This window comes from Pantoea sp. sgz302252 (assembly GCF_047713085.1).
GTDB lineage: Bacteria > Pseudomonadota > Gammaproteobacteria > Enterobacterales > Enterobacteriaceae > Scandinavium.
This window is the reverse complement of sequence record NZ_JBLFJW010000001.1, coordinates 152,629-175,543: the sequence shown is the minus strand read 5'-3', so window position 1 is coordinate 175,543 and position 22,915 is coordinate 152,629. Positions and strand designations below refer to the sequence as shown.

Sequence of the window (22,915 nt, the reverse complement as noted above, 5' to 3'; positions counted from 1 at the left end):
TCCTGATGTCATTCTCCGACCCAAAATCGAGTCGATTGTTATGGCGCAAGAGTAGCAGAAGTGTGATGTGGCGCTTATATCCAAATGGAATGGTTTATGACGAAAGTGATGGTTTCGCTGGTTTAATGTTCAGTCTGGTGATTTATAAAGCGGTCGAAGCGAAATTGCAGGGCGCTGATCAGGTTGGATGACCAGCGAACCGCACTGTTTTCGGGCATGGATTGCGGCATCCAGACGGCGTAAACGAACAGCGCCATACACAACACGCGTTCCAGTTGGTTGCCTTTACGCGGTGCCAGAATCGGCAAACGGAAACGCCAGCGGCAGGGCCACAGCAGAGGCACGCCCGCAGGGGTCAGCATATCGGCAAGAATATGGCTCAGATATCCCAACACCATGCCCTGAATGGCATCGGCAGGCACAATCCAGCTTTCCGGTACTTTGAGGTAGAACAGCGTCAGGCTGGCGAAGACCGCCAACAGGCTGTGCGTAAAGCCCCGATGGCCAAAGGCTCTGGCGATGGGTTTGGCTATCCAGCTTAATCGCTGCCCCAGAAACGACTTCGGGTGATCGATATCCGGCAGCAGGCAGGTTAAGACCGCCGCGGGAACGATATGCCACCAGTCACCTTGCGCCAAAACAGGTGTCAGCTCGGCGTTTTTGGCAAACACCGCGCAGGCTATGGAAAAGAGCAGGTGGCCTTCCGCTGTCATGATAACACCCGTCAAACTGTCAATTCATACAGTATAGGGTTTTTGTACAGTAGGCGGAAGAGGTGACGGTGTAACTCTTTGTCACATGACCTCATGCGTGAATGAGTGAACGGGGTTAATTCTGTTTCCAGGCATATTGATTCCCCTGTCTTTTGTATATGCTGACTTTTGCACTGAAGTCATCCCTTTTATTCTGCGGTGTACATAAACATGACGGTTCCGGAGCTAGTGACGAAGGACAGCGGTCATGTTGACGGGGACAACATTGATTTCGACCCGCTGAGCCGAAAATCAATAAATTGATTTTCCTTATTTTTTGTTCTGCCACCCATGACAAAACGGTATTCGTTAGAGGTTTGTCAGCCGTCCTTCGGGACGGCTTTTTGTTTCTATAGTCCAAATGCTTAGGCCAAAAGTACCTTTTTCCCCATTTTTATAAGCAGACCAATTTCCTGTTTTGGTGCTTCCTTGTCGGTAATTATCACGTCTATTTTTTCTATGGGTAACACGGTACTTAAACCTTTACGTCCGAATTTTGTCGAGTCGGTCACGACGATGACCTGTTGAGCTGCCGCTGCCATCAGAGAACTGACAGCATAGCCTTCATTGAAAGTTGTAATTCCATTCTGGCTGTCAAGTCCATCAGCGCCAACGAACATCAGCTTTGCGGATACACCCTGCAATGAGAGTTCGGTAATCCGGCCATGCAGCGAAAGTGTTTTATGGCGAAGCGTTCCCCCACAGACAACCAGGGTGATATTTCGGTTTTCTGCCAGTACGCTGGCTGCGGCCAGGCTGTTGGTGATCACCGTAATGTTGTTAAGTACCATTAGTTTTTCTGCAACCAGCTTAGTCGTACTGCCGCTGTCCAGAATGATGGTGTCACCTTCCTGTACCAGACTGGCGGCCTGGATCGCAATACGTTCTTTCGGGTCTGAAGCAAGTTCGTACCGATCCGTCAGGCTCAGTTCCTTACCCTCGGTCAGCAACGCCTGTACGGTAGTCAGGTTTTGTGCCGCACCGCCATGAAACCGAATAAGCAGACCTTTTTTTTCGAGGTAGTGCAAATCCGCGCGGATTGTCACACCCGAGACAGCAAATTCAGAGGCCAGGTCGTTGCTTGTCACGCTGCCTTTTGTGTTGACCATTTCAACAATTTTGTTACGCCGTTCAAACGTGTTCATTGCCCACCTTCCTTATCCGGCAATCTTAAAATGAAAGGAAAAGAAAGTAAAAGACGAGAGTCAATTTTTTCTGCCTAATCCTGTTTTTGTACCTGTGTGGTATTTTGTATAAATATAACAAATTGAAAAATATGATTTTATATTTTCATTTTTGATGAAAAGCAATGAAAATGAAATGATATGAAAGCAAATGAAATTAAATAATGAAGGCATTTAAAGGGTTTTGAAGATATTCGTAAGATAATGGATCTTGATCACATAAAGATATGTAGGCAAATGTACATAATGGTGCGAGTTTCGGTCATATCCGATTCACACCATTTTTTCATTTACCAAAAGGATTTATGTTGTGAAAGAGTTTATCAACGAGCATCAGCAGAGCGGCCGCGGGATTTGTTCCGTATGTTCCGCGCATCCCCTGGTTATTGAAGCGGCGCTTAAGCTGGATAAAGATACTGGACGTAAGGTGCTAATTGAGGCCACATCGAACCAGGTTAATCAGTTCGGCGGTTATACCGGCATGAAGCCGGAGCATTTTCGTGATTATGTTTTTGGCATTGCTGCCATTGTCGGTTTTCCGAGAGAGCGTATTATTCTTGGGGGGGACCATCTGGGGCCAAATTGCTGGCAAAATGAAAATGCGCAGTCTGCGATGGAGAAATCCCGTACTCTGATCGCTGAATATGTCAGGGCAGGATTTACAAAAATCCACCTGGACACATCCATGTCGTGCGCCGACGATCCCGTTCCTTTGCCTCCTGAAACCGTCGCAGAAAGAGCGGCTGATTTGTGTCGTGTCGCTGAAGACGCGGCGACGGAAGAGCAGAAAAACCAGCTGACCTATGTTGTGGGGACTGAAGTTCCTGTGCCTGGCGGCGAAGCCTCCGCTATTAACGAGGTGCATATCACACGGGCAGAAGATGCAGCCAACACGATTAAGATTCACCAGTTAGCGTTTCAAAAGGCTGGTCTGTCTGATGCAGTTAAACGTATCTCGGCGTTGGTAGTGCAGCCTGGTGTTGAATTCGATCACAGTAATATCATTCACTTTGACCCGTCGAAAGCAGAGGCGCTTAGCCGCTTTATCGAATCCACTCCGATGGTGTTTGAAGCCCATTCTACGGACTACCAGACACCCGAAGCCTATCGGGCTCTCGTTAAAGGTCATTTTGCGATCTTAAAGGTGGGCCCGGCTCTGACGTTCGCGCTACGTGAGGCGATATTCTCTCTGGCAAGAATTGAAGAAGAGCTGATTCAGCCGGAGGATCAGAGCCGTATTATGGCTGTTATCGATCAAGTGATGCAGGACGAGCCTGGTTACTGGAGAAAATATTATCGTCCCAAACATTCTGAGTCGATGGTGGATGTGCATTTCAGCTTGTCTGATCGTATTCGCTATTATTGGGGTAATGACCGGATCTCTCGTTCCGTGGAAAAACTTCTGCAAAATCTCCGGGAAGTCAGTATTCCTCTTGGGCTGGTGAGTCAGTATTTCCCGCGCCAGTTTGAGCGGGTGCAGGCCCGAGAATTGCCTGTCGATGGACGATTATTTGTCATTGATAAAATACAGGATGTATTACGCGACTATGCCTATGGCTGTACTCCCCCCGTAGCAAAGAGCGAGGTGGCAAATGTCTAATTACCGCCGATTTTTTTGCGATGGGTTACATTTCAACAATTCCACCGAAGCCCTGGCGTTTATTGGTACCAAAATGTGTGCGGAAGGTGTTGTCAAAGACACTTATCCGGCGGCACTGCTGGAAAGGGAAGTTGTTTTCCCTACCGGAATTGAACTGGAGGGCCATGCCGTTGCAATCCCGCACTGCGACGCCACACACGCGAAAGAACCTGCAATCTGTGTTATTCGTCCGATATCACCGGTGCCGTTCATGCAGGCGGATGGTGACGAATATGTTAACGCAGAATTGATTATTGCGCTGATCGTATCGAATCCCCAGGAACAAATGAAACTCCTGAAACAGTTATTCAGCCAACTTCAGCAACCTTCATTCATTGATGGGTTACTGGCTGCCTCTTCTGAAGACGCTCTGGCTGAATATTTCAATCAACAGATTTTGGCAGCGACTGCCTGACGAATCTGGTTTATACAAGGAACTTATATGAAAGGTAATGTGCGTAAAGTCATTGTTGCCTGCGGCGGGGCTGTAGCTACGTCCACAATGGCGGCTGAAGAAATTAAGGAACTGTGCGAGTTACATAAAATTCCTTTGGAAATTGTGCAATGCCGGGTTAATGAAATTGATACCTATCTGGATGGTGTCGATCTTATTTGTACAACGGCCCGCGTTGACCGTAAATTCGGTGATATTCCTGTTGTTCATGGGATGCCGTTTATTTCCGGGGTGGGGATTAATGCTCTTCAGCAAAACATTCTGGCTATTCTTCGGGGGTGATTATGTTTGCAGATATCATGCGTTATATCCTCGATATGGGACCAACAGTTATGTTGCCCATTGTTATCATCATTTTCTCTGTTTGTTTGGGAATGAAAGTTGGTGATGCGTTTAAGTCGGGGCTGCATATTGGTATTGGTTTTGTGGGGATAGGACTGGTCATTGGTTTGATGCTGGATTCTATTGGACCAGCGGCAAAAGCGATGGCTGAGCACTTCCAGATAGGTCTTGAAGTGGTTGACGTGGGCTGGCCTGGCTCATCCCCAATGACCTGGGCATCACAGATTGCACTTATCGCGATTCCTGTCGCTATCGGTGTCAATATTTTGATGCTGATTACGCGAATGACTCGCGTCGTCAATGTCGATATCTGGAACATCTGGCACATGACCTTTACCGGGGCAATGGTGCATCTGGCAACGGGCTCCTATTGGCTGGGTATGCTGGGAGTCGTGCTTCACGCCGCATTTGTTTACAAGCTGGGAGACTGGTTCGCCCGTGATACCCGCGAGTTTTTTGAACTTGACGGAATTGCCATTCCACATGGTTCGTCGGCCTACCTGGGGCCAATCGCCGTGCTGGTCGATACCATTATTGAAAAAGTACCGGGTCTGCGCCGGATCCATTTCAGTGCTGATGATGTTCAGCGCCGCTTTGGACCATTTGGCGAACCGGTAACGGTGGGTTTCGTTATGGGGATTGTCATCGGGCTGCTGGCAGCGTACGACCCCAAAGAGGTGCTACAGCTGGCCGTGAAAACGGCAGCGGTTATGCTGCTGATGCCGCGTGTTATTAAGCCTATCATGGACGGGCTTACACCGATTGCTAAGCAGGCTCGCAAGCGCCTGCAGGCACGGTTCGGCGGTGATGATTTCCTGATTGGCCTTGATCCCGCATTGCTTCTGGGACATACCGCAGTGGTGTCTGCCAGCCTCATTTTTATTCCATTGACTATCCTGATTGCTGTTTTTTTACCAGGGAATAAAGTTTTGCCGTTTGGGGATCTGGCAACTATCGGGTTCTTTGTTGCTATGGCAGTGGCTGTTCACCGGGGGAATCTGTTCCGCACGCTGATATCCGGTGTGATCATCATGAGCATTACACTATGGATTGCCACACAGACTATTAGTCTGCATACCCAACTGGCCGCGAACGCAGGCGCGCTTAAAGCGGGCGGGCAGGTTGCATCGATGGACCAGGGGGGATCCCCGATCACGTATTTGCTGATTCAGTTGCTGACCTGGCAAAATGTGGCCGCGCTGGTTGTTATTGGTGCTGTCTATCTGGCGGGTGTGCTGCTGACCTGGCGACGTGCCCGCCAGAAGACTCATTTGGTCACCGACGCTGCTGACGCTACAGTGGCAAAATAATCCAGAAATAACACCTGATATTATCCTTTAATTATTTTATGTGACGGGGGTTCCCCCGTCCGGAGTCAATTTAATGAAATCTGTCGTTATTAACGCCGGAGGCCGCGTTACGCTTGAAGACAAGCCAGTGCCTCAAATTGAAAAATCCGATGATGTATTAGTTGAGGTTATTTGTTCGGGATTATGCGGTTCCGATATTCCCCGGATATTTCATAATGGGGCACATGCCTATCCCATTATCCTGGGGCATGAATTTAGCGGGAGAGTAAAAGCAAAGGGGGATAATGCCACCGACCTGAATATTGGCGATATGGTTGCCTGTGTTCCTCTTCAGCCTTGTTTCAAATGTCCGGAGTGCCAGAAAGAATTATGGTCACAGTGCCGTAATTATCAGTTTATCGGATCCCGTAGCAGTGGTGGAAACAGCGAATATATTGTTGTTCCCCAGAAAAACCTGTTCCGTCTGGCGGAAGGAACGACACCAACAGAGGGAGCATTCTATGAACCACTGACCGTCGGTCTTCATGCCATGCAGCTTGCCGGTGGGTGTAAGGATAAAGAGGTGTTGATTATCGGTGCCGGAACCATTGGATTGCTGGCTATGCAGTGCGCCAGGGCTTTTGGTGCGCGATCCATCACTGTGGTTGATATCAACCCGGACCGTCTTGCTTTAGCACGCCAACTCGGTGCTACTCATATCTATAACAGCGCGGATATGTCAGCCGATGATATCCGCCAAAAATTAGAGTCGCGTCGATTCAGGCAGCTCATTATGGAAACCGCGGGAACACCGGAGACAATCGAGCTGGCAATCACTATCGCCGGACCTTGTGCGCAGATTGCCCTGATTGGGACGTTGCACAATGATTTACACCTCAGCAGTGCCGCGTTCGGTCTGATCCTGCGTAAAGAGCTGCACATTATGGGGAGCTGGATGAATTATTCCGGCATGTGGCCGGGTATTGAATGGAAACAGGCTACCCAGCTCTTCACTGATGGCGAAATTAATTTAAAACCACTTATCGCTGTTCAGGGCGGCCCAGTGCCGTACTCAAATTCGGTCCTTGCGTTACAGGGAAAGTCTATGAGCGGAAAAATAATGCTCGATTTTTCCTCACAATATCAAGACGACGCTGGCAACTAAGGAGCGGTAATATGGCAACGTTGACAGAAAATAAAATGCGGGCAATGCTGAGACTTTCCAACGAGTCAGGCATTATTGCAGCCCTGGCTCTCGACCAGCGCGGCGCATTAAAAAAAATGATGGCATCCGTGATAGGATCCGGAGAAGTGAAAGAGCGTGACGTGCTGGACTTTAAAACGCTGGTTTCAGTTGAGCTTACATCTTACGCCTCATCTATTTTACTGGATCCGGAATATGGACTGGTAGCGGCGACCTACCGGGACGGTAATGCGGGGCTGCTGCTGGCATATGAAAAAACGGGCTACGATAACAGTAAGGAAGGGCGTTTACCTGACTTGTTGAGTCTTTGGTCTGTTAAGCGACTGAAAGAAGCCGGAGCGGATGCAGTAAAATTTTTGCTTTATTACGATGCTGATGAAAAACCGCATATTAACGAACAGAAGCGCGTGTTTATTGAACGATTAGGTTCGGAGTGTCTTGCGGAGGATATTCCGTTCTGGCTGGAGTTGGTTTCCTATGATGCTAATATTCCTGATAGTAAGAGTAAGGAATACGCCAGAATCAAGCCTCATAAAGTGATCGCCATGATGGAGGAATTTTCCAGACCACAATATGGGGTTGATGTCCTGAAAGTGGAAGTTCCTGTGAATATGGCTTTTGTGGAAGGTTATTCAGCCGGTGATGAATACATCTATACAAAGAAGGAGGCCGCAAAATATTTTAAAGCGCAGTCGGATGCATCCCCTTTACCATTTATATTTTTAAGTGCTGGTGTCAGTGCTGAATTATTTCGGGATACGCTGCATTTTGCACATGAGGCGGGTTCCACATTTAATGGCGTTTTGTGTGGTAGAGCAACGTGGGCTGGTGCGGTTATACCTGCTATCTGCAATGGGCAGGAGGCGGCGAGGGCGTGGTTAAGAACGCAAGGGCGAAAAAATATAGAAGAGCTGAATGCTGTTCTTCAATGCACGGCATCTTCATGGGGGGATAAAATAACAGTGGCAGACTAATCATTCAGAATAACTCATTCATCACGCGAATGAGTTATTTTTGTGCAATGCCGTTCTTAATCAGATGGCTGAATTTATTCTGCGGGCGCCGAATCCGAAAGCAACCTGGCACGGGCAAACACCCAGGCTGCCGGTGCGCCAGATTAATGGCACGATCACCAAATTCTCCCGTCTGAAGTCGTCAGGTGACGAAGCGCTGTATGAGTGTGTGCTGGAGCATGAACTGGCGCTGCTGGACAGAAATTACCGTTCTGCGGTGTACATGAACAAAGCCCTCAGTATAAGGGTTTTGAGGCTGCTGTATGGGTAAATGGCGGTGATGAGTCTTGTTGTGATGAGTTCCAGCGCGTGTTTGAACGTTTTGCCATTACCGGTGTCAACATTACGTTTTTGCCTGAATGCCCGGATTACATACAACTGACGGAATGGATAAAACAGGCAAAAACCTGTGTTCTTCATCGTCTGCTTATCTGCGTAGACCTGCACCCTGAAGAGGGCGAGTCTAAAGGGATGGAGAATACTACCGCGCTTTTTTTCACTAATGGATACGCCAAAACAGAAGGGGAGAAACCTGTTTATCTGTACCAGCCGATGACCGACGTAACCGACGTAGAAAACGGCTTGCCTGTTTATCTGCTTACGGAGCCCGTCAGTAAGCCGAAAATCCTCTGGTATACCGGGTTGTATTGGCGGGATTGACGAGCGGCCGAACGCTGTGCGTTACGGATAAGCCGGCGAGGGATCCCCGGTAGCGTTTAACCGGGGAGATGAAATCAGCCCAGCAGATGCGCGGCGGTAAGCTGCTTAAGAGAGTTAAGTTTGACGTCAGCCAGCACATAGCGTGCATCGGCAAAGTTTGCATGTTCCGGCACGACGATGGAACGCATGCGCGCGGCTTTGCTGGCGATCATCCCGTTGACGGAATCTTCCAGTGCCACACAGGTCAGCGGAGAAACGGCAAGCTTTGCGGCGCAATCCAGATACACCTGAGGATGCGGTTTGCTGTACGGCAGTTTTTCAGCGGAAGCCAGCGCATCGAACTGATCGCGCAGGTCAAACATGGTCAACACTTTTTCCAGCATGTGCAGAGGAGAAGCTGAAGCCACACCGACTTTCAAACCTTGCGCTTTACACAGCGCAATCGCTTCACGCACGCCTGGCAGCAGAGGGCGTTCTTCTTCCACCAGTGAAATGGCACGGCTGATAATGCACTCTGTCACTTCTTCACGGCTCGGGCCGTTCCACGGCTGCTGGGCAAACCACAGTTCTACGACCATGTCGATGCGCAGACCCAGCGTGTCCGGCAGTTCGTTGCGGCGGGAAATGTCCACGCCGAGGCTGGCGATAATGTCCAGTTCGGCACGATCCCACAGCGGTTCGGAATCAATCAGTAAACCGTCCATATCAAAAATAGCGGCAAGAATTTGACGCTGGGCTGTCATAGAGCAACTCCTGTAGAGGTAAAAAGGCCTGAGATTCGGCCTCATCGTACACCATAACGCTTTTAAAGCGCAGGCGAAAAGCGACAAGGCACTGTAGACTTACACTCAATTAAAAAGCGCGTCTGAACAAGGGGAAACCATGACGTATCAACAAGCTGGACGCATTGCCATACTGAAACGCATTTTGGGATGGGTAGTTTTTATCCCAGCCGTGATGTCCACACTGATTTCCGTGCTCAAATTCATGTTTGAACACAGTGAAAAACAGCCAGGGATTGATGCCGTGATGCTCGACTTCGCGCACGTGATGATCGAGATGATTCGCTTCAACACGCCGTTCCTTAACTTCTTCTGGTACAACTCGCCGCTGCCCGATTTTCACCACAGCCTGAATATCAGTTTCTGGATAATCTTCGCTCTGATCTTCGTCGGCCTGGCGTTGCAGGGGTCTGGCGCGCGTATGAGTCGGCAGGCAAAGTTCCTGAAGGAAGGCGTTCAGGACCAGATGATTCTGGAGAAAGCGAAAGGGCCGGAAGGGCTGACCAAAGAGCAAATCGAAGCCAAAATTGTGGTGCCGCACCACACTATTTTTCTGCAAATCTTTCCGCTGTATGTGCTGCCGGTAATTGTGATTGTGGCCGGGTACTTCTTCTTTAATCTGTTGGGCTTCCTTTAAAAAAACAAAACCCGGTCAATATTGATCGGGTTTGTTCTTTCAACCTTTCGGGAAAGGCCGGGGTTTACCTTCGCTGTCTACGGCGACATAGATAAACAGCGCTTCAGTCGCCTTATAGCGTTGCCCAATGGGCTCCGAAGAGACTTTCTTCACCCACACTTCGATGTTAATCGTGATGGAGCTGTTGCCGCGTTTCGTGCAGCGCGCATAGCAGCACACCACATCGCCCACGGCAACAGGGCGTAAGAACGTCATGCCTTCAACCCGAACAGTGACCACGCGGCCCTGAGCGATTTCTTTCGCCATAATGGCGCCGCCCAGGTCCATTTGCGACATCAACCAGCCGCCAAAAATATCGCCGTTGGCGTTGGTGTCTGCCGGCATTGCCAGCGTGCGTAAAACTAAATCGCCAATCGGCGTGTTACCGCTGTCAGTCATTCTTTTCGTCCTGGGGCATATGGCGGTAGATGTAGATTCCGCTCAGCAGGGTGAAAACCAGCGTCAGCGCGGTGAGGCCAAACACTTTAAAGTCAATCCAGATATTCTCAGGCAACCAGAATGCGATGTAGATATTGGCCAGACCACACAGAATAAAGAACATCGCCCAGGCGATATTCAGACGCGACCAGACAAATTGCGGCAGGGTCAGCTCTTTGCCGAGCATGCGCTGAATTAACGGTTTTTTCATGACCCACTGACTGATTAGCAGCGCACATGCAAACAACGCATAAATTACAGTGACTTTCCATTTTATGAATTCAGAGTTGTTGAAGTACAGGGTCAGACCACCAAACACCGCCACCAGTACAAAGGTGATGAGGGCCATTTTTTCGACTTTGCGATAGCGTATCCAACAGAAAATAAGCACCACAGCAGTGGCGATAATCAGTGATTTGGTGGCGACAAAAATGTCGAAAAGCTTATAAAAAACAAAGAACACCACCAGCGGTAAAAAATCGAGAAACTGCTTCATACATCATTTCCGTCATTCAGTTGCGGCCCGGAGGCTCCGGGCCAAAGGGATCAGTTACGAATAAGCATATACAGGCGGAATAAATAGATCAGCAACAAAGCAGAAATGAGGTTGCTGATACAGTTCACCACCACCGCACCGACGTTGGGCGACAGCACGGCAAAGTTCGGGGCGAACATCAGCAGCAGCGTTTTTGCCAGCAGCCAGCCCATGACCGGCGAGGCCACCATACGCATGTTAGCCCACGCCAGGCGCATGCTGCTGCGCATGGAGGTGAAGATGCCCATTTTATCCTGCACCATCATGATAGGCGCGAAGGCCAGCACGATAGCGAGCAAAACGCCTGGCACGACCACCAGCATCACCCCCATTTGAACCAGGAAGGTGGTGATGAAAATCAGCAGCAACAGCTTTGGCAGGACTGGTGCACTGGCTCCGATAGCGCGCAGGGCGCTAATACGCTGGCCTGCTGACACCATCTGAATCATCAGCAACACGCCGCCTGCCAGAATGGCGTTGCCAATCAGCCCGGAAAACGTGGAGGCCGCAGAAGCCCGCAGCAGAATTTGCTGCTGTTCTGGCGTCATGTTTTGCACCAGCTCAAACAAACCGGCGCTGCCCGCGAGGTTGTCGCCTTCTTTCAGAAGGGCGAGTTGTTCGTCGCTCGGTGAGAACGCATGGCCAAGTACCACCGTGATAAACGCACACAACAACGCAATCAGTAAAAGGGTAACGAACTGATTACGAAAAAAATTACCCGTGTCACGGAAAACAGAACTTGCCGTGATAGACATGCACTCTCCTTGAGTCTTACCAACTGTGATTAAGCCAGCAATTGTAACTCAGCCAGCGGCAAAGTGGCAGCATCAACGCCTGTATGGAAAAGCATATCTTTGTAAAGAGGCGGTAAGCCGTCGTGAGATTGTGGTGGTTTCGACAGGTAAAAATACGCTTTTTTGTAACAGGCCAAAGGCCAGAAATTGATGTAGATGCGATTTATTTGTCTCCATTTGGTAACTGAAAATTAATCCAGATCAATAAATATTAAATCTCAAGACTGAATGTGATCTCGATTGGATCGTTATTACTCCTTTGTGGGTATATTCACCGCGCGGATAAAACCATAACGAAGGAGTGGAAATGAAAAAGTTAGCAGTGGCAGCATTGGTTTTAAGCAGTCTCTCTGGGGGAGCCTGGGCGCATGAAGCGGGTGAGTTCTTTATTCGTGCCGGTAGCGCAACGGTTCGCCCGACAGAGGGCTCTGATAACGTGCTCAATTTTGGCGGTTTTACTGTCGATAACAATACCCAATTGGGCTTGACCTTTACTTACATGGCGACCGACAACATCGGTATCGAGCTGTTGGCCGCCACACCGTTCCGTAACAAAGTGGGCACCGGCCCGACTGGAACTATTGCCACAGTGAATCTGTTACCGCCAACGTTGATGGCGCAGTGGTATTTCTTTGAGGCCGACAGCAAGGTGCGTCCTTATGTGGGCGCGGGGATTAACTACACCACTTTCTTTAACACCGATTTCAACGACACCGGGAAAGCGGCAGGTTTGTCTGACCTCAGCGCGGATGATTCCTGGGGCGCAGCGGGGCAGGTTGGGGTGGATTATCTGATCAACCGCGACTGGCTGATTAACGCCTCCGTCTGGTACATGGATATCGACACCGATGTGAAATTTAAAGCAGGCGGTGAGAGCCAGACTATCCATACACGCCTTGACCCGTGGGTGTTTATGTTCTCAGCAGGCTACCGCTTCTGATGCCTCATTGAGCGGCTGTTCAACGCCGCTCATCACTTTTATCGCTATGATATTAAAAATAAATTCCTTACATTTCGCGAAGGCGCATTTCTCGCATCTTCAGCCGTTCCGCTTAGAATAGCGCGCTTCTCTTTTTCAGAAGCAGACCCTCTTAATGAACTATAAATCACTTTTTCTTGTTGCCGCTCTGGCGATGCTGAACGGCTACAAGTACTGGCCGGATGAAGACCTGAATAAGTAACGAAGCAAAAAAAGCCCGCACAAGTGCGGGCAAATAATACTGGAAGCAATGTGAGCAATGTCGTACCGAATACCTGAGTGATTGGCTCAATCATTCGGTAATGAGAAAGATAGTGATTCTCATTAATATCGTCAACCCCTTCTTTTTTGTGGCTATTCAGGGCAGGGCAGGCAGTGAAAGGAAAAACGCCGTCTGAGGAAGCTCAGACGGCGTGAGGATTACGCGTGGCGAGTGGCGGCTTTCATGCTTTGCACGAAGGCTTTCAACTCAGCCAGCATCGCCGGGTGATTATCGACGTTTTTCTCGATGATTTTGACAATCGCCGAACCTGAAATTGCCCCGGCAGCGCCAGCACCAATCGAGGCGCTCACCTGATCCGGTGCCGAAATACCAAAGCCCTGCAACGGCGGTGCGGCATGGTACTCCTTCAGTTTTTCAATCAGGTGATGCAGTGGCAGCGCGGCCTTGTTTTCAGCCCCTGTCACGCCTGCGCGGGAAAGCAGGTAGGTGTAGCCGCGACCGTGGGAAGCAATCTGGCGCAACAGGTCGTCATCGGCGTTTGGCGGGCAGATAAAAATCGGCGCGACGTTATGACGCATTGCCGCCTGACGGAATTCCGCTGACTCTTCCACCGGCACATCCGCAACCAGAACGGAATCCACACCCACGCGTGCGCATTCCGCGTAGAAGTTATCAATTCCGCGATTGAACACCAGGTTGGCGTACATCAGCAGACCGATGGGAAGGGTTGGGTGCTTCTGGCGAATGGCGGCCAGCATTTCGAAACACTGAGTTGGCGTTACGCCTGAAGCAAACGCACGCAGCGTCGCGTTCTGAATGGTTGGGCCGTCAGCCAGTGGGTCAGAGAACGGGATGCCCAGTTCCAGCGCATCAGCTCCGGCTTCGATCAGCGTATCGATGATTTTCAGCGACTGTTCAGGGGTCGGGTCGCCCAGCGTGACGAAGGGAACAAACGCGCCTTCCTTGCGGTTTTTCAGCTCAGCAAACAGGTTGTCATAGCGTTCCATCAGATTTCCCCTCGTGCTTTCAGGATGTCATGTACGGTGAAGATGTCTTTATCGCCGCGGCCGGAAAGGTTAACCACCAACAGCTGCTCTTTGTCCGGGTTTTCGCGCATCATTTTCAGGGCGTGAGCCAGCGCGTGGGAAGATTCCAGCGCCGGAATAATCCCTTCATGGCGGCTCAGCGCTTTAAAGGCATCCAGCGCTTCGTTGTCGGTAATCGACACATATTCTGCACGGCCAATACTGTTCAGGAAGGCGTGCTGAGGCCCAACGGAGGGGAAATCCAGACCCGCAGAAATGGAGTAAGATTCTTCAATCTGGCCTTCATCGGTCTGCATCATCGGCGATTTCATGCCGAAGTAGATGCCGACACGCCCGTGCTTCAATGGCGCACCGTGTTCACCGGTTTCGATACCGTGACCCGCCGGTTCAACACCAATCAGGCCCACAGAGGTTTCGTCGATGAAGTCTGCAAACATGCCGATGGCGTTAGAGCCCCCGCCAACACAGGCGATGACCGCATCGGGCAGACGGCCTTCGCGCGCCTGAATCTGCACTTTGGTCTCTTCGCCAATCATGCGCTGGAATTCACGCACAATGGTCGGGAATGGGTGCGGGCCAGCCGCAGTACCGAGCATGTAGTGCGCGGTTTCATAGCTGCCAGACCAGTCGCGCAGCGCCTCGTTACAGGCATCTTTCAGCGTGGCGGAGCCGCTATGAACGGCAATCACTTCAGCACCCATCAGGCGCATACGGAACACGTTTGGCGACTGGCGCTCAATGTCTTTCGCGCCCATATAAATGCGGCATTTCAGGCCGAGCAGGGCACAGGCAAGTGCGGAAGCCACACCATGCTGACCCGCGCCAGTTTCGGCGATGATTTCAGTTTTGCCCATACGCTTTGCCAGCAACGCCTGGCCCAGCACCTGGTTGGTTTTGTGCGCGCCGCCGTGCAGCAAATCTTCACGTTTGAGGTACAGCGTGGTTTTGGTGCCTGCCGTCAGGTTCTGACATTTGGTCAGCGCGGTCGGGCGACCGGCGTAGTTTTTCAGCAGATCAGTAAACTGCGCCTGAAATTCGGGGTCTTTCTGCGCACTGACGAACGCTTCTTCCAGCTGGCGCAGAGCCGGCATCAGGATTTGCGGCACATACATGCCGCCAAATTCGCCAAAGTACGGGTTCAGTAATGTGTTCATGTCCATTTCCTTAATATGCGCGCAGCGTCTGAAAGACCGAGGCCAGTTTGCTGGCATCTTTAATGCCCGGTTCAGACTCTACACCTGAATTGAAATCGAGCCCGGCGCAGCCGCTTTTTGCCGCTTCTACACAGTTATCCGGGCTAAGGCCGCCTGCGAGCAGCACGTTACTTAAGTCTTGTCCGTTCAGCAGCGACCAGTCGAAGCGCTCGCCGGTGCCGCCCTGACCGTTATCAAACACGTATTTCTCAACGTGATTCAGGTTGCGGGCAGGCAGGGTGTCTTTGACACTCAAGGCTTTCCAGATTTGAACTTTTTCTGGCAGTTGGCGGCGCAGTGCGTCGATATAAGCCTGGTCTTCGCTGCCGTGCAGTTGAACCGCAGCCAGCTTCAGGTTTTCTGCTTTCGCCACGATGTCCGCAATGTCGTTATTGCGGAACACGCCAACGTAGCTCAGAGGAGCACTTTCCATCACGGCACGAGCTTGCGCTTCCTCAATAAAACGAGGCGACGACGGCACAAAAATCAGCCCGCCGTAAATCGCTCCGGCTTCGAAAGCCGCTTTCGCATCTTCACCGCGAGTCAGACCGCAAACTTTGTTTTCACCCAGCAGCACACGGCGAACCGCAGCGTTGAGATCGTCATGTGACATCATCGCGGAACCAATCAGGAAGCCGTTTGCAAAGTGGCTCAGCTCGCGAACCTGGCCGTAGGTATTGATGCCGGATTCGCTGATCACCGTCACACCCGCGCCTAAACGTGGGGCTAACTGGCGAGTGCGATTCAGATCAATAGAGAGGTCTCGCAGGTCACGGTTGTTAATGCCGACCACTTTCGCGTCAAGGGCAATGGCCCGCTCCAGCTCTTCTTCGTTACTGACTTCGGTCAGCACGCCCATGCTCAGGCTGTGCGCCACGGCCGAAAGCTGGCGATATTCTTCGTCATCCAGCACGGAGAGCATCAACAGGCAGGCATCTGCCTGATAGAAGCGCGCCAGATAGATTTGATACGGGTCGACGATAAAGTCTTTGCACAGAATAGGCTGGGGCGCTATCTGGCTGACAATCGGCAGAAAATCAAAACTGCCCTGGAAATACTTCTCGTCCGTCAGCACAGAGATGGCGGACGCATAGTGTTTGTAGACACCGGCGATACGCGCCGGGTCGAAGTCTTCACGAATCACACCTTTGGACGGCGATGCTTTTTTGCATTCGAGAATAAACGCGGTACGTGCACCTTGCAGGGCATCATAGAAGTGGCGTTTGCCTGGCTCGACGTCGTTCTGGAAACTGGCTAACGGCTGTTGCGCTTTACGGGCTTCTACCCAGAGGCGTTTATCGGCAACAATTTTGGCTAACACGGTTTGCATTTTTTATCCTCTTGCCGCTAATGCGGTCACGCGATCGTAGGCGGCGCCACTGTGGAGAACGTCCAACACTTGCTGCACGTTGGCTTTCAAATCTTCCTGGCCGTGCAGGCGCATCAACATGGCGACGTTGACCGCGACAGCGGCCTCGTGGGCGGCTTCACCTTTACCTTGTAACAAGCGTGAGAGAATGTCACGGTTTTCTTCCGGCGTGCCGCCAGCCAGCTGTTCCTGACGATACGGCGTCAGACCGAAGTCGTCAGCCGTGAGCTGATAGCTCAGAATTTCACCGTCTTTCAGCTCGGCCACCACGGTTGGTGCATGCAGGGAAACTTCATCCATACCGCCGCTATGCACCACGGCAGCACGCTGATAACCCAGCACGCGCAGGGTTTCGGCAATGGGCAGCACCAGCTCAGGGCTGTAAACACCAATCAACGCCAGCGGCGGATGTGCCGGGTTAATCAGCGGTCCGAGCACGTTAAACAGCGTGCGGGTTTTCAACTGCTGGCGCACTGGCATCGCATGACGGAAACCGGCGTGATATTTCGGTGCGAACAGGAAGCAAACGCCCAGTTCATCCAGCGCTTCACGCGATTTGTCGGCGTTCATGTCCAGGTTGATGCCGAATGCAGCCAGCAAATCGGAAGAACCGGATTTACTGGAGACGCTGCGGTTGCCGTGTTTGGCGACTTTCAGCCCACAGGCCGCGGCGACAAACGCGCTGGCGGTTGAAATATTGATGCTGTTGCTGCCATCGCCACCCGTCCCGACGATATCGGCAAACGGATAATCAGGACGTGGGAACGGCGCAGCGTTTTCCAGCAGGGCGGTAGCCGCTCCGGCGATTTCCTGCGGGTCTTCGCCGCGCACTTTCATGCTCACCAGCGCAGCCGCAAGCTGTTCTGGCTTCACTTCACCACGCACCACGGCAGAGAACAGCTGGTGGCTTTCCTGCTGCGTCAGGATCTCAGCCTGGTACAGTTTTTCCAGAATCGGCTGCAGCGTATTGGCTGGCTCCAGTTTCTTCAGCGCCCATTCGAGGGTCTGTTCCAGCAAGCGTGCACCGTGGCTGGTCAGAATGGATTCCGGGTGGAACTGGAAGCCCACAACGCGATCCGCATCATGACGAACGGCCATCACCATGCCGTTAAAGCTGGCGTTGATAGTCAGCCCGGCAGGAATGTTGCTGCCGACCAGTGAATGGTAACGCGCCACCGGCAATGGATTCGGCAGACCAGCAAACATGCCCTGGCCGTCATGCTCAATGCTTGACGCTTTACCGTGCAGGATTTCACCCGCCTGACCGACATAGCCGCCATAGGCTTCAACAATCGCCTGATGGCCGAGGCAGATGCCAATAATCGGCAGTTTGCCGCGCATACGGGTCAGCAATTCTGGCATACAGCCCGCTTCAGACGGTGCGCCTGGGCCTGGAGAGAGCATCAGCACGGGGTTATCCATGGTACCAATACGTTCAATCAGTGTCTGAGCCGGAACGTGGTTACGGTAAATCACCACATTGTGGCCGTTCGAGCGCAGCTGGTCTGCCAGGTTGTATGTGAATGAGTCGATATTATCGAGCAGCAGAATGTCAGCCATCAGAAAATCTCCTGTGCGTGGTGGGCCGCAGCAATGGCGCGCAGCACCGCGCGAGCTTTATTACGGGTTTCGTCGGCTTCAGACTGCGGTACGGAATCCAGTACCACGCCAGCGCCAGCCTGAACGGTGGCGATGCCATTTTCGACAAAGGCAGAGCGAATCACGATGCAGGTATCGAGGTCGCCGTGAGCAGTAAAGTAGCCAACCGCGCCGCCGTAGCTACCGCGACGTTTACCTTCTGCGGCGGCGATGAGCTGCATCGCACGCACTTTTGGCGCACCGCTCAGGGTGCCCATGTTCATACAGGCGCGGTAGGCGTGCAGCACGTCCAAATCCTGACGCAGCTCACCGACGACGCGAGAAACCAGATGCATCACGAAGGAGTAGCGGTCAACTTTGGTGAGGTCTGCCACATAACGGCTGCCCGGCGTACAAATACGCGCCAGATCGTTACGTGCCAGGTCAACCAGCATCAGGTGTTCTGACAGCTCTTTGTGGTCAGTACGCATTTCCAGTTCGATACGGCTGTCGAGATCCCTGTCCAGAGAGCCATCAGCACGACGACCGCGTGGACGCGTCCCGGCAATCGGGTAGATTTCAATCTGACGGTTATTGGCGTCGTACTTCAGGGAGCTTTCCGGGGACGCACCAAACAAGGTGAAATCGTTGTCCTGCATGAAGAACATGTACGGGCTAGGATTGCTTTTCTTCAGCACGTCATAAGCGGCCAGCGGGGAAGGGCAAGGCAGAGAGAAGCGGCGAGAAGGCACGACCTGGAAAATTTCCCCGGCGCGAATGGCACGCTGCATTTTGCGAACCACGGCACCGTATTCGTCATCGCTCTGATTTACTTCCGTCTGCATCTGCTCGATTTTGGTTACTGGCAGCGGCATTGGCGGTTCGTTCAGCTGCTGGCGCAGTTGCTCAACACGTTTCGTCAGACGCTGTTTTTCGGCGTCGGAAGGGGTAAACAGGCTGGCCTGAATGCGGCTGGTTTTGGTCTGGTGGTCAATCACCAGCAGCGTTTCAGCCAGATAGAAGCAGTAATCCGGGCAGGCTGTATCGCTGTCCAGCTGTGGTAAATCTTCAAAACCAGCGACCAGGTCATAGGCGAACAGACCGCCGAAGAACATGGCTTCGCGCTCATTCACTGGCACCGTCACCAGAGTTTGCAGCAGGCGGAAAGCATCAAACACCGAAAGCGAACACAGGCGAGCATCTTCGTCGAGCAGCGTGCTGACCGCAGGGAAACGCAGGATGCGGCCGTTAGGCTGGTGTTGATTATCGACGCCCGCTGGCAGCACGTTATCCAGCAAATCCAGCAGGGCAGCGCCGTTATCGGACAGCGCCTGAATAGTGACGGTGTCACCTAATGCGGTAATGCGCAGCGCGCTGTCGACCAGCAGCAGGCTCTTTAAATCATCTTTACTGTCGATATCTGCGGATTCCAGCAGCAGCGTTGCCGGGCGAGCCCCACAAATCTGATGAAACAGCGCGGTCGGATTCTCGCGGTAGATTGCGTCACTGGTCAGAAGCTCGAGCTCGGGTTTTTGTGTTTGCATTTTCGTTCTCGTCTCTCTCGAATGTGTTGGTTCAATAAAAAGCCCGCTCATTGGCGGGCCTGGTATCTGTTCGTCTTCTCCAGACGCGATCGCACAGCCCGTTAACAGGGTGTACGCCACCAGCTATGCAGAGTAACGGAAAAGTGGGTCATCGCAGATACCTCATTGTGTGAACTTGCGTACTAGTTAACTAGTCCAGGAGCCTAAAGTCAACCCTTGTTTGTACAAATCTTACTTTTAAGGTTTTGAGGTGAAAGGCTGAAGCAAAAGCACAGGAAGTCACCAGGATTAATGAAGAGGGCTCATAAGTCCAATGGGCAGTCGGTGGGTAATGCAAAGCGCTCACTGGCGTTACACTTGTGTAACTCAGCACAAGCTAAACCGGAGAACAAAATGAAAATTATACGCAACGCCAGCACGCCGTCCGTGAAAGGTCCGGAAGACTACTTTACCGGGCAGGTCAGAATCGATTCGCCATTTCAGGCAACCCCGCCAGCGCGAGTTGGCGGCGCAACCGTGACCTTTGAACCCGGCGCTCGCACGGCGTGGCATACGCATCCATTGGGGCAAACACTGATTGTCATTCATGGGCAAGGCTGGGTGCAGCGTGAAGGCGAAGAGAAACAAACGATAAATCAGGGCGATATTGTCTGGATCCCGGAAGAGGTTCGCCATTGGCACGGCGCGACGTCGACCACCGCCATGACGCACATCGCTATTGCTGAATCCCTTAACGGCAGCCCGGTGACCTGGCTTGAAAAAGTGAGCGACGCTGACTTCAACGCCTGAATCCTCCCACTGGCCTCACGACACGGCGTGAGGCTTTCGTTTCAGAAATTCATTCACAAAGGCTATGATGGGCGCCGAAATGTTTGACCATAATGCCGTCCAGCCATAACCGGAGCGATTTTGAGCGACCATCCCTACGCCGTGATTTATGATTTACACAGCCACACCACCGCCTCCGATGGCCGACTGACACCAGAAGAACTGGTGCACCGCGCACTGGAAATGCGGGTCGGGACGCTCGCGATTACCGATCATGACAGCGTAGCCGCCATCCCTGCGGCGAGAGCAGAAATTGCCCGCGCACAACTCCCCATCGAGTTAATTACCGGGGTGGAGATCTCCACCGTCTGGGAAAATCACGAGATTCACATCGTCGGGTTGAATATCGATATTGAGCATCCTGCGATGACTGCGTTTCTGGCCGAGCAAACAGAGCGCCGTCAGCAAAGAGCGAAGCTGATTGCTGAACGTCTCGATAAAGCCCAAATCCCCGGCGCGTGGGAAGGCGCGTTAAAACTGGCAGACGGCGGGGCGGTCACGCGCGGCCATTTTGCCCGTTTTCTGGTTGAGGCGGGTAAAGCCAACAACATTGCCGACGTGTTCAAAAAATATCTGGCGCGCGGGAAAACCGGATACGTTCCGCCGCAGTGGTGTACAATAGATCAAGCTATTGATGTCATTCATCATTCTGGCGGCAAGGCGGTGATCGCCCATCCGGCGCGCTATAATCTTTCTGCCAAGTGGCTGAAAAGATTGCTGGCACACTTCAGCGAATGTGGCGGCGATGCGATGGAAGTCGCTCAGTGCCAGCAGGCTCCCCACGAACGCGCCCAACTCGCGACGTATGCGCGTCAGTACGGATTACTGGCGTCACAAGGGTCTGATTTCCATCAGCCTTGTCCGTGGATTGAACTGGGTCGCAGACTGTGGCTACCCGCCGGAGTAGAAGGCGTGTGGCAGAGCTGGGAACAGCCGCAAGAGATCATTGAGAGGGAAGTATGAGTCAGTTTTTTTATATTCATCCGGATAACCCACAGCAGCGCCTGATTAACCAGGCCGTGGAAATCGTGCGTAAGGGCGGCGTGATCGTCTACCCAACGGACTCCGGCTATGCGCTGGGCTGCAAAATTGAAGACAAAGGCGCGATGGAGCGAATCTGTCGTATTCGCCACTTGCCTGACGGGCACAACTTCACCCTGATGTGCCGCGACCTGTCGGAGCTGTCGACGTACTCGTTTGTCGATAACGTGGCGTTTCGTCTGATCAAGAACAACACCCCGGGCAACTACACGTTCATCCTTAAAGGCACCAAAGAAGTTCCGCGTCGCCTGCTGCAGGAAAAGCGTAAAACCATCGGGATGCGCGTGCCGTCCAACCCGATAGCGCAAATGCTGCTCGAAGTGCTGGGTGAGCCGATGCTGTCGACGTCGCTGATGCTGCCGGGCAACGAGTTTACCGAGTCTGACCCGGAAGAGATTAAAGATCGCCTGGAGAAAGTGGTCGATTTGGTCATTCACGGCGGCTATCTCGGCCAGCAGCCGACCACGGTTATCGATCTGACCGAAGATGCGCCTGTCGTGGTGCGTGAAGGTGTTGGCGATGTGAAGCCGTTTCAGTAAAAGCTATTCGGTTACATCAAGGGGAATGGCGTTCGCTATTCCCTTTTTTATTATCAGTCATGCAGCAATAACCCATTCTGCCTTCTTGCAGGCTTGAAAATTCAGAGCAATGTCATTGCTGGACGACAGGTGGCTTCATATAGTCAATGATGTGTACTCCCCATAAATGAAGGAACGATTATGTTGAAGCAAAGCAAAAGCGTTACCGCTGTGGTCACCGTGCTTTCGCTGGCATTGCTGTCAGGCACTGCCATTGCAAACCCCGGCAACGGTAATGGCAATCATGGTAACAACGGCAATAGCGCAAACCACGGTAATAGCGGCAACAAAAACGATAAGAGCGACAATGGAAAAGGGAACTCGAGTGATAACCATGGTGGTCGTAAGAATTACGGCAAGCCAGATCATGTGGATTCCGACATCAGCTTCAATGATGCCCGTCGAATGGCAGTGAATTTAGGCTTAACAGGTTACAAGTCTTTGCCGCCGGGCATTGCGAAAAATCTCGCGCGCGGGAAGCCACTGCCTCCAGGTATCGCGAAGAAAGTTGTTCCGGCTTCGATGCTGAACCAATTACCGTACTATCCGGGTTATGAATGGCGTGCAATTGGTGACGATCTTGTGCTTGTGGCGCTGAGTACGGCGATTGTGACGTCTATCATCAACGGCGTGTTTAACTAAGTTTGAGACGGCGTGTCGGTTGATAATCTGCTTAACTAAGCGCTGTTTTAACAGATTATTTTCCCCCGAGGGAGCGCCAGCGCTCCCTTTTGTATTGCTTATAATTCACTCAGTGACTACGTTTTAGGAGAG

The 22,915-nt window shown here is 51.9% G+C and carries 26 protein-coding genes, 1 pseudogene and 1 other annotated feature; of the genes and pseudogenes, 14 read left to right on the top strand and 13 right to left on the bottom strand.

Features of this window, described 5'->3' with window-relative positions; all coding sequences use genetic code 11:
- Positions 1-122: 122 nt before the first annotated feature.
- Both ACLW56_RS00870 and ACLW56_RS00865 read right to left on the bottom strand, forming a co-directional pair.
- Positions 123-713, bottom strand: coding sequence for a metal-dependent hydrolase (locus ACLW56_RS00870; RefSeq protein ID WP_330981929.1), 591 nt, complete (start codon positions 711-713; stop codon positions 123-125).
- Positions 714-1,117: 404 nt separating this feature from the next.
- A complete protein-coding gene (locus ACLW56_RS00865; RefSeq protein ID WP_330981928.1) occupies positions 1,118-1,897 on the bottom strand; it encodes a DeoR/GlpR family DNA-binding transcription regulator in 780 nt (259 codons plus the stop codon).
- A gap of 349 nt (positions 1,898-2,246) precedes the next feature.
- On the opposite strand from ACLW56_RS00865, the gene gatZ reads away from it, so the two are divergent.
- From gatZ to ACLW56_RS00825, 8 genes are all read left to right on the top strand, one after another.
- Complete coding sequence (gene gatZ, locus ACLW56_RS00860) at positions 2,247-3,536, top strand: tagatose-bisphosphate aldolase subunit GatZ (RefSeq protein ID WP_330981927.1); 1,290 nt, start codon at positions 2,247-2,249, stop codon at positions 3,534-3,536.
- Complete coding sequence (gene gatA / locus ACLW56_RS00855) at positions 3,529-3,990, top strand: PTS galactitol transporter subunit IIA (RefSeq protein ID WP_330981926.1); 462 nt, start codon at positions 3,529-3,531, stop codon at positions 3,988-3,990. The genes gatZ and gatA overlap by 8 nt, the downstream gene beginning before the upstream one ends.
- Positions 3,991-4,017: 27 nt before the next feature.
- Positions 4,018-4,311, top strand: a complete 294-nt coding sequence (gatB, locus tag ACLW56_RS00850; RefSeq protein ID WP_330981925.1) for a PTS galactitol transporter subunit IIB — start codon at positions 4,018-4,020, stop codon at positions 4,309-4,311.
- 2 nt (positions 4,312-4,313) lie between these two features.
- Positions 4,314-5,681 carry a PTS galactitol transporter subunit IIC gene (locus ACLW56_RS00845; protein WP_330981924.1) on the top strand — a complete coding sequence of 456 codons (1,368 nt, stop codon included), beginning with the start codon at positions 4,314-4,316 and terminating at the stop codon, positions 5,679-5,681.
- 73 nt (positions 5,682-5,754) lie between these two features.
- Positions 5,755-6,825 carry a zinc-binding dehydrogenase gene (locus ACLW56_RS00840; RefSeq protein WP_330981923.1) on the top strand — a complete coding sequence of 357 codons (1,071 nt, stop codon included), beginning with the start codon at positions 5,755-5,757 and terminating at the stop codon, positions 6,823-6,825.
- Positions 6,826-6,836: 11 nt separating this feature from the next.
- Positions 6,837-7,838: a tagatose-bisphosphate aldolase gene (gene lacD / locus ACLW56_RS00835; RefSeq protein ID WP_330981922.1), complete on the top strand. Its 1,002-nt coding sequence runs from the start codon at positions 6,837-6,839 to the stop codon at positions 7,836-7,838.
- A gap of 64 nt (positions 7,839-7,902) precedes the next feature.
- Positions 7,903-8,148, top strand: coding sequence for a hypothetical protein (locus ACLW56_RS00830; RefSeq protein ID WP_330981921.1), 246 nt, complete (start codon positions 7,903-7,905; stop codon positions 8,146-8,148).
- 38 nt (positions 8,149-8,186) lie between these two features.
- Positions 8,187-8,537, top strand: coding sequence for a hypothetical protein (locus ACLW56_RS00825; RefSeq protein WP_330981920.1), 351 nt, complete (start codon positions 8,187-8,189; stop codon positions 8,535-8,537).
- 74 nt (positions 8,538-8,611) lie between these two features.
- On the opposite strand, the gene hxpB is transcribed toward ACLW56_RS00825, so the two are convergent.
- Positions 8,612-9,280: a hexitol phosphatase HxpB gene (hxpB, locus tag ACLW56_RS00820; RefSeq protein WP_330981919.1), complete on the bottom strand. Its 669-nt coding sequence runs from the start codon at positions 9,278-9,280 to the stop codon at positions 8,612-8,614.
- A 139-nt stretch (positions 9,281-9,419) separates the two neighbouring features.
- Between hxpB and ACLW56_RS00815 the strand changes: the two genes are divergently transcribed.
- The gene (locus ACLW56_RS00815; RefSeq protein WP_330981918.1) at positions 9,420-9,956 is read left to right on the top strand and encodes a YniB family protein; all 537 of its coding nucleotides are present in this window, start codon (positions 9,420-9,422) and stop codon (positions 9,954-9,956) included.
- Positions 9,957-9,995: 39 nt separating this feature from the next.
- Here the strand turns inward: ACLW56_RS00815 and yciA are convergent, their stop codons facing one another.
- The 4 genes and pseudogenes from yciA to ACLW56_RS00795 all read right to left on the bottom strand — a co-directional run.
- Positions 9,996-10,394 (bottom strand): acyl-CoA thioester hydrolase YciA, encoded by a 399-nt coding sequence (gene yciA, locus ACLW56_RS00810; RefSeq protein WP_330981917.1) that lies wholly within the window; start codon positions 10,392-10,394, stop codon positions 9,996-9,998.
- Entirely contained in the window at positions 10,387-10,929 is a 543-nt protein-coding gene (locus ACLW56_RS00805) for a septation protein A (RefSeq protein ID WP_330981916.1), read from the bottom strand. The genes yciA and ACLW56_RS00805 overlap by 8 nt, the downstream gene beginning before the upstream one ends.
- A 50-nt stretch (positions 10,930-10,979) precedes the next feature.
- Positions 10,980-11,723 (bottom strand): YciC family protein, encoded by a 744-nt coding sequence (locus tag ACLW56_RS00800; protein ID WP_330981915.1) that lies wholly within the window; start codon positions 11,721-11,723, stop codon positions 10,980-10,982.
- 29 nt (positions 11,724-11,752) lie between these two features.
- Positions 11,753-11,842: pseudogene (locus tag ACLW56_RS00795) on the bottom strand (YkgJ family cysteine cluster protein); the annotation flags it as partial.
- Between the two features lie 227 nt (positions 11,843-12,069).
- Between ACLW56_RS00795 and ompW the strand changes: the two are divergent.
- Positions 12,070-12,702 (top strand): outer membrane protein OmpW, encoded by a 633-nt coding sequence (gene ompW, locus ACLW56_RS00790; protein WP_330981914.1) that lies wholly within the window; start codon positions 12,070-12,072, stop codon positions 12,700-12,702.
- Between the two features lie 44 nt (positions 12,703-12,746).
- On the opposite strand, the gene ACLW56_RS00785 is transcribed toward ompW, so the two are convergent.
- The 6 genes from ACLW56_RS00785 to ACLW56_RS00760 all read right to left on the bottom strand — a co-directional run bounded on the left by ACLW56_RS00785 (position 12,747) and on the right by ACLW56_RS00760 (position 19,694).
- Complete coding sequence (locus ACLW56_RS00785; RefSeq protein WP_330981913.1) at positions 12,747-13,037, bottom strand: hypothetical protein; 291 nt, start codon at positions 13,035-13,037, stop codon at positions 12,747-12,749.
- Positions 13,038-13,161: 124 nt separating this feature from the next.
- Positions 13,162-13,971, bottom strand: a complete 810-nt coding sequence (trpA, locus tag ACLW56_RS00780) for a tryptophan synthase subunit alpha (protein WP_330981912.1) — start codon at positions 13,969-13,971, stop codon at positions 13,162-13,164.
- On the bottom strand, positions 13,971-15,164 hold the full coding sequence (trpB, locus tag ACLW56_RS00775) for a tryptophan synthase subunit beta (RefSeq protein WP_330981911.1): 1,194 nt from the start codon (positions 15,162-15,164) through the stop codon (positions 13,971-13,973). The genes trpA and trpB overlap by 1 nt, the downstream gene beginning before the upstream one ends.
- 10 nt (positions 15,165-15,174) lie before the next feature.
- Positions 15,175-16,533, bottom strand: coding sequence for a bifunctional indole-3-glycerol-phosphate synthase TrpC/phosphoribosylanthranilate isomerase TrpF (gene trpCF, locus ACLW56_RS00770; protein ID WP_330981910.1), 1,359 nt, complete (start codon positions 16,531-16,533; stop codon positions 15,175-15,177).
- Positions 16,534-16,536: 3 nt separating this feature from the next.
- Positions 16,537-18,132, bottom strand: coding sequence for a bifunctional anthranilate synthase glutamate amidotransferase component TrpG/anthranilate phosphoribosyltransferase TrpD (gene trpD, locus ACLW56_RS00765; RefSeq protein WP_330981909.1), 1,596 nt, complete (start codon positions 18,130-18,132; stop codon positions 16,537-16,539).
- Positions 18,132-19,694, bottom strand: coding sequence for an anthranilate synthase component 1 (locus ACLW56_RS00760; protein WP_330981908.1), 1,563 nt, complete (start codon positions 19,692-19,694; stop codon positions 18,132-18,134). The genes trpD and ACLW56_RS00760 overlap by 1 nt, the downstream gene beginning before the upstream one ends.
- 33 nt (positions 19,695-19,727) lie before the next feature.
- Positions 19,728-19,822: a sequence feature (Trp leader region), on the bottom strand.
- 265 nt (positions 19,823-20,087) lie between these two features.
- On the opposite strand from ACLW56_RS00760, the gene ACLW56_RS00755 reads away from it, so the two are divergent.
- The 4 genes from ACLW56_RS00755 to ACLW56_RS00740 all read left to right on the top strand — a co-directional run bounded on the left by ACLW56_RS00755 (position 20,088) and on the right by ACLW56_RS00740 (position 22,783).
- Positions 20,088-20,483, top strand: coding sequence for a cupin domain-containing protein (locus tag ACLW56_RS00755; RefSeq protein ID WP_330981907.1), 396 nt, complete (start codon positions 20,088-20,090; stop codon positions 20,481-20,483).
- A gap of 120 nt (positions 20,484-20,603) precedes the next feature.
- A complete protein-coding gene (gene rnm, locus ACLW56_RS00750) occupies positions 20,604-21,485 on the top strand; it encodes an RNase RNM (protein WP_330981906.1) in 882 nt (293 codons plus the stop codon).
- Positions 21,482-22,102: an L-threonylcarbamoyladenylate synthase gene (locus ACLW56_RS00745; protein ID WP_330981905.1), complete on the top strand. Its 621-nt coding sequence runs from the start codon at positions 21,482-21,484 to the stop codon at positions 22,100-22,102. The genes rnm and ACLW56_RS00745 overlap by 4 nt, the downstream gene beginning before the upstream one ends.
- Positions 22,103-22,282: 180 nt before the next feature.
- Positions 22,283-22,783 carry an anti-virulence regulator CigR family protein gene (locus tag ACLW56_RS00740; protein WP_330981904.1) on the top strand — a complete coding sequence of 167 codons (501 nt, stop codon included), beginning with the start codon at positions 22,283-22,285 and terminating at the stop codon, positions 22,781-22,783.
- The last annotated feature ends 132 nt before the right edge of the window (positions 22,784-22,915 follow it).

Excerpts from the sequence above, each read along its gene's own strand:
- gatB (WP_330981925.1), top strand. The coding sequence starts at position 4,018 with ATGAAAGGTAATGTGCGTAAAGTCATTGTTGCCTGCGGCGGGGCTGTA.
- ACLW56_RS00845 (WP_330981924.1), top strand. The coding sequence starts at position 4,314 with ATGTTTGCAGATATCATGCGTTATATCCTCGATATGGGACCAACAGTT.
- ACLW56_RS00830 (WP_330981921.1), top strand. The coding sequence starts at position 7,903 with ATGGCTGAATTTATTCTGCGGGCGCCGAATCCGAAAGCAACCTGGCAC.
- ACLW56_RS00815 (WP_330981918.1), top strand. The coding sequence starts at position 9,420 with ATGACGTATCAACAAGCTGGACGCATTGCCATACTGAAACGCATTTTG.
- ACLW56_RS00740 (WP_330981904.1), top strand. The coding sequence starts at position 22,283 with ATGTTGAAGCAAAGCAAAAGCGTTACCGCTGTGGTCACCGTGCTTTCG.
- ACLW56_RS00760 (WP_330981908.1), bottom strand. The coding sequence starts at position 19,694 with ATGCAAACACAAAAACCCGAGCTCGAGCTTCTGACCAGTGACGCAATC.
- yciA (WP_330981917.1), bottom strand. The coding sequence starts at position 10,394 with ATGACTGACAGCGGTAACACGCCGATTGGCGATTTAGTTTTACGCACG.
- ACLW56_RS00865 (WP_330981928.1), bottom strand. The coding sequence starts at position 1,897 with ATGAACACGTTTGAACGGCGTAACAAAATTGTTGAAATGGTCAACACA.
- trpD (WP_330981909.1), bottom strand. The coding sequence starts at position 18,132 with ATGGCTGACATTCTGCTGCTCGATAATATCGACTCATTCACATACAAC.
- gatA (WP_330981926.1), top strand. The coding sequence starts at position 3,529 with ATGTCTAATTACCGCCGATTTTTTTGCGATGGGTTACATTTCAACAAT.
- ACLW56_RS00785 (WP_330981913.1), bottom strand. The coding sequence starts at position 13,037 with ATGATTGAGCCAATCACTCAGGTATTCGGTACGACATTGCTCACATTG.
- ACLW56_RS00800 (WP_330981915.1), bottom strand. The coding sequence starts at position 11,723 with ATGTCTATCACGGCAAGTTCTGTTTTCCGTGACACGGGTAATTTTTTT.
- ACLW56_RS00745 (WP_330981905.1), top strand. The coding sequence starts at position 21,482 with ATGAGTCAGTTTTTTTATATTCATCCGGATAACCCACAGCAGCGCCTG.
- ACLW56_RS00805 (WP_330981916.1), bottom strand. The coding sequence starts at position 10,929 with ATGAAGCAGTTTCTCGATTTTTTACCGCTGGTGGTGTTCTTTGTTTTT.
- ompW (WP_330981914.1), top strand. The coding sequence starts at position 12,070 with ATGAAAAAGTTAGCAGTGGCAGCATTGGTTTTAAGCAGTCTCTCTGGG.
- hxpB (WP_330981919.1), bottom strand. The coding sequence starts at position 9,280 with ATGACAGCCCAGCGTCAAATTCTTGCCGCTATTTTTGATATGGACGGT.
- trpCF (WP_330981910.1), bottom strand. The coding sequence starts at position 16,533 with ATGCAAACCGTGTTAGCCAAAATTGTTGCCGATAAACGCCTCTGGGTA.
- ACLW56_RS00870 (WP_330981929.1), bottom strand. The coding sequence starts at position 713 with ATGACAGCGGAAGGCCACCTGCTCTTTTCCATAGCCTGCGCGGTGTTT.
- trpA (WP_330981912.1), bottom strand. The coding sequence starts at position 13,971 with ATGGAACGCTATGACAACCTGTTTGCTGAGCTGAAAAACCGCAAGGAA.
- ACLW56_RS00755 (WP_330981907.1), top strand. The coding sequence starts at position 20,088 with ATGAAAATTATACGCAACGCCAGCACGCCGTCCGTGAAAGGTCCGGAA.
- lacD (WP_330981922.1), top strand. The coding sequence starts at position 6,837 with ATGGCAACGTTGACAGAAAATAAAATGCGGGCAATGCTGAGACTTTCC.
- trpB (WP_330981911.1), bottom strand. The coding sequence starts at position 15,164 with ATGAACACATTACTGAACCCGTACTTTGGCGAATTTGGCGGCATGTAT.
- ACLW56_RS00840 (WP_330981923.1), top strand. The coding sequence starts at position 5,755 with ATGAAATCTGTCGTTATTAACGCCGGAGGCCGCGTTACGCTTGAAGAC.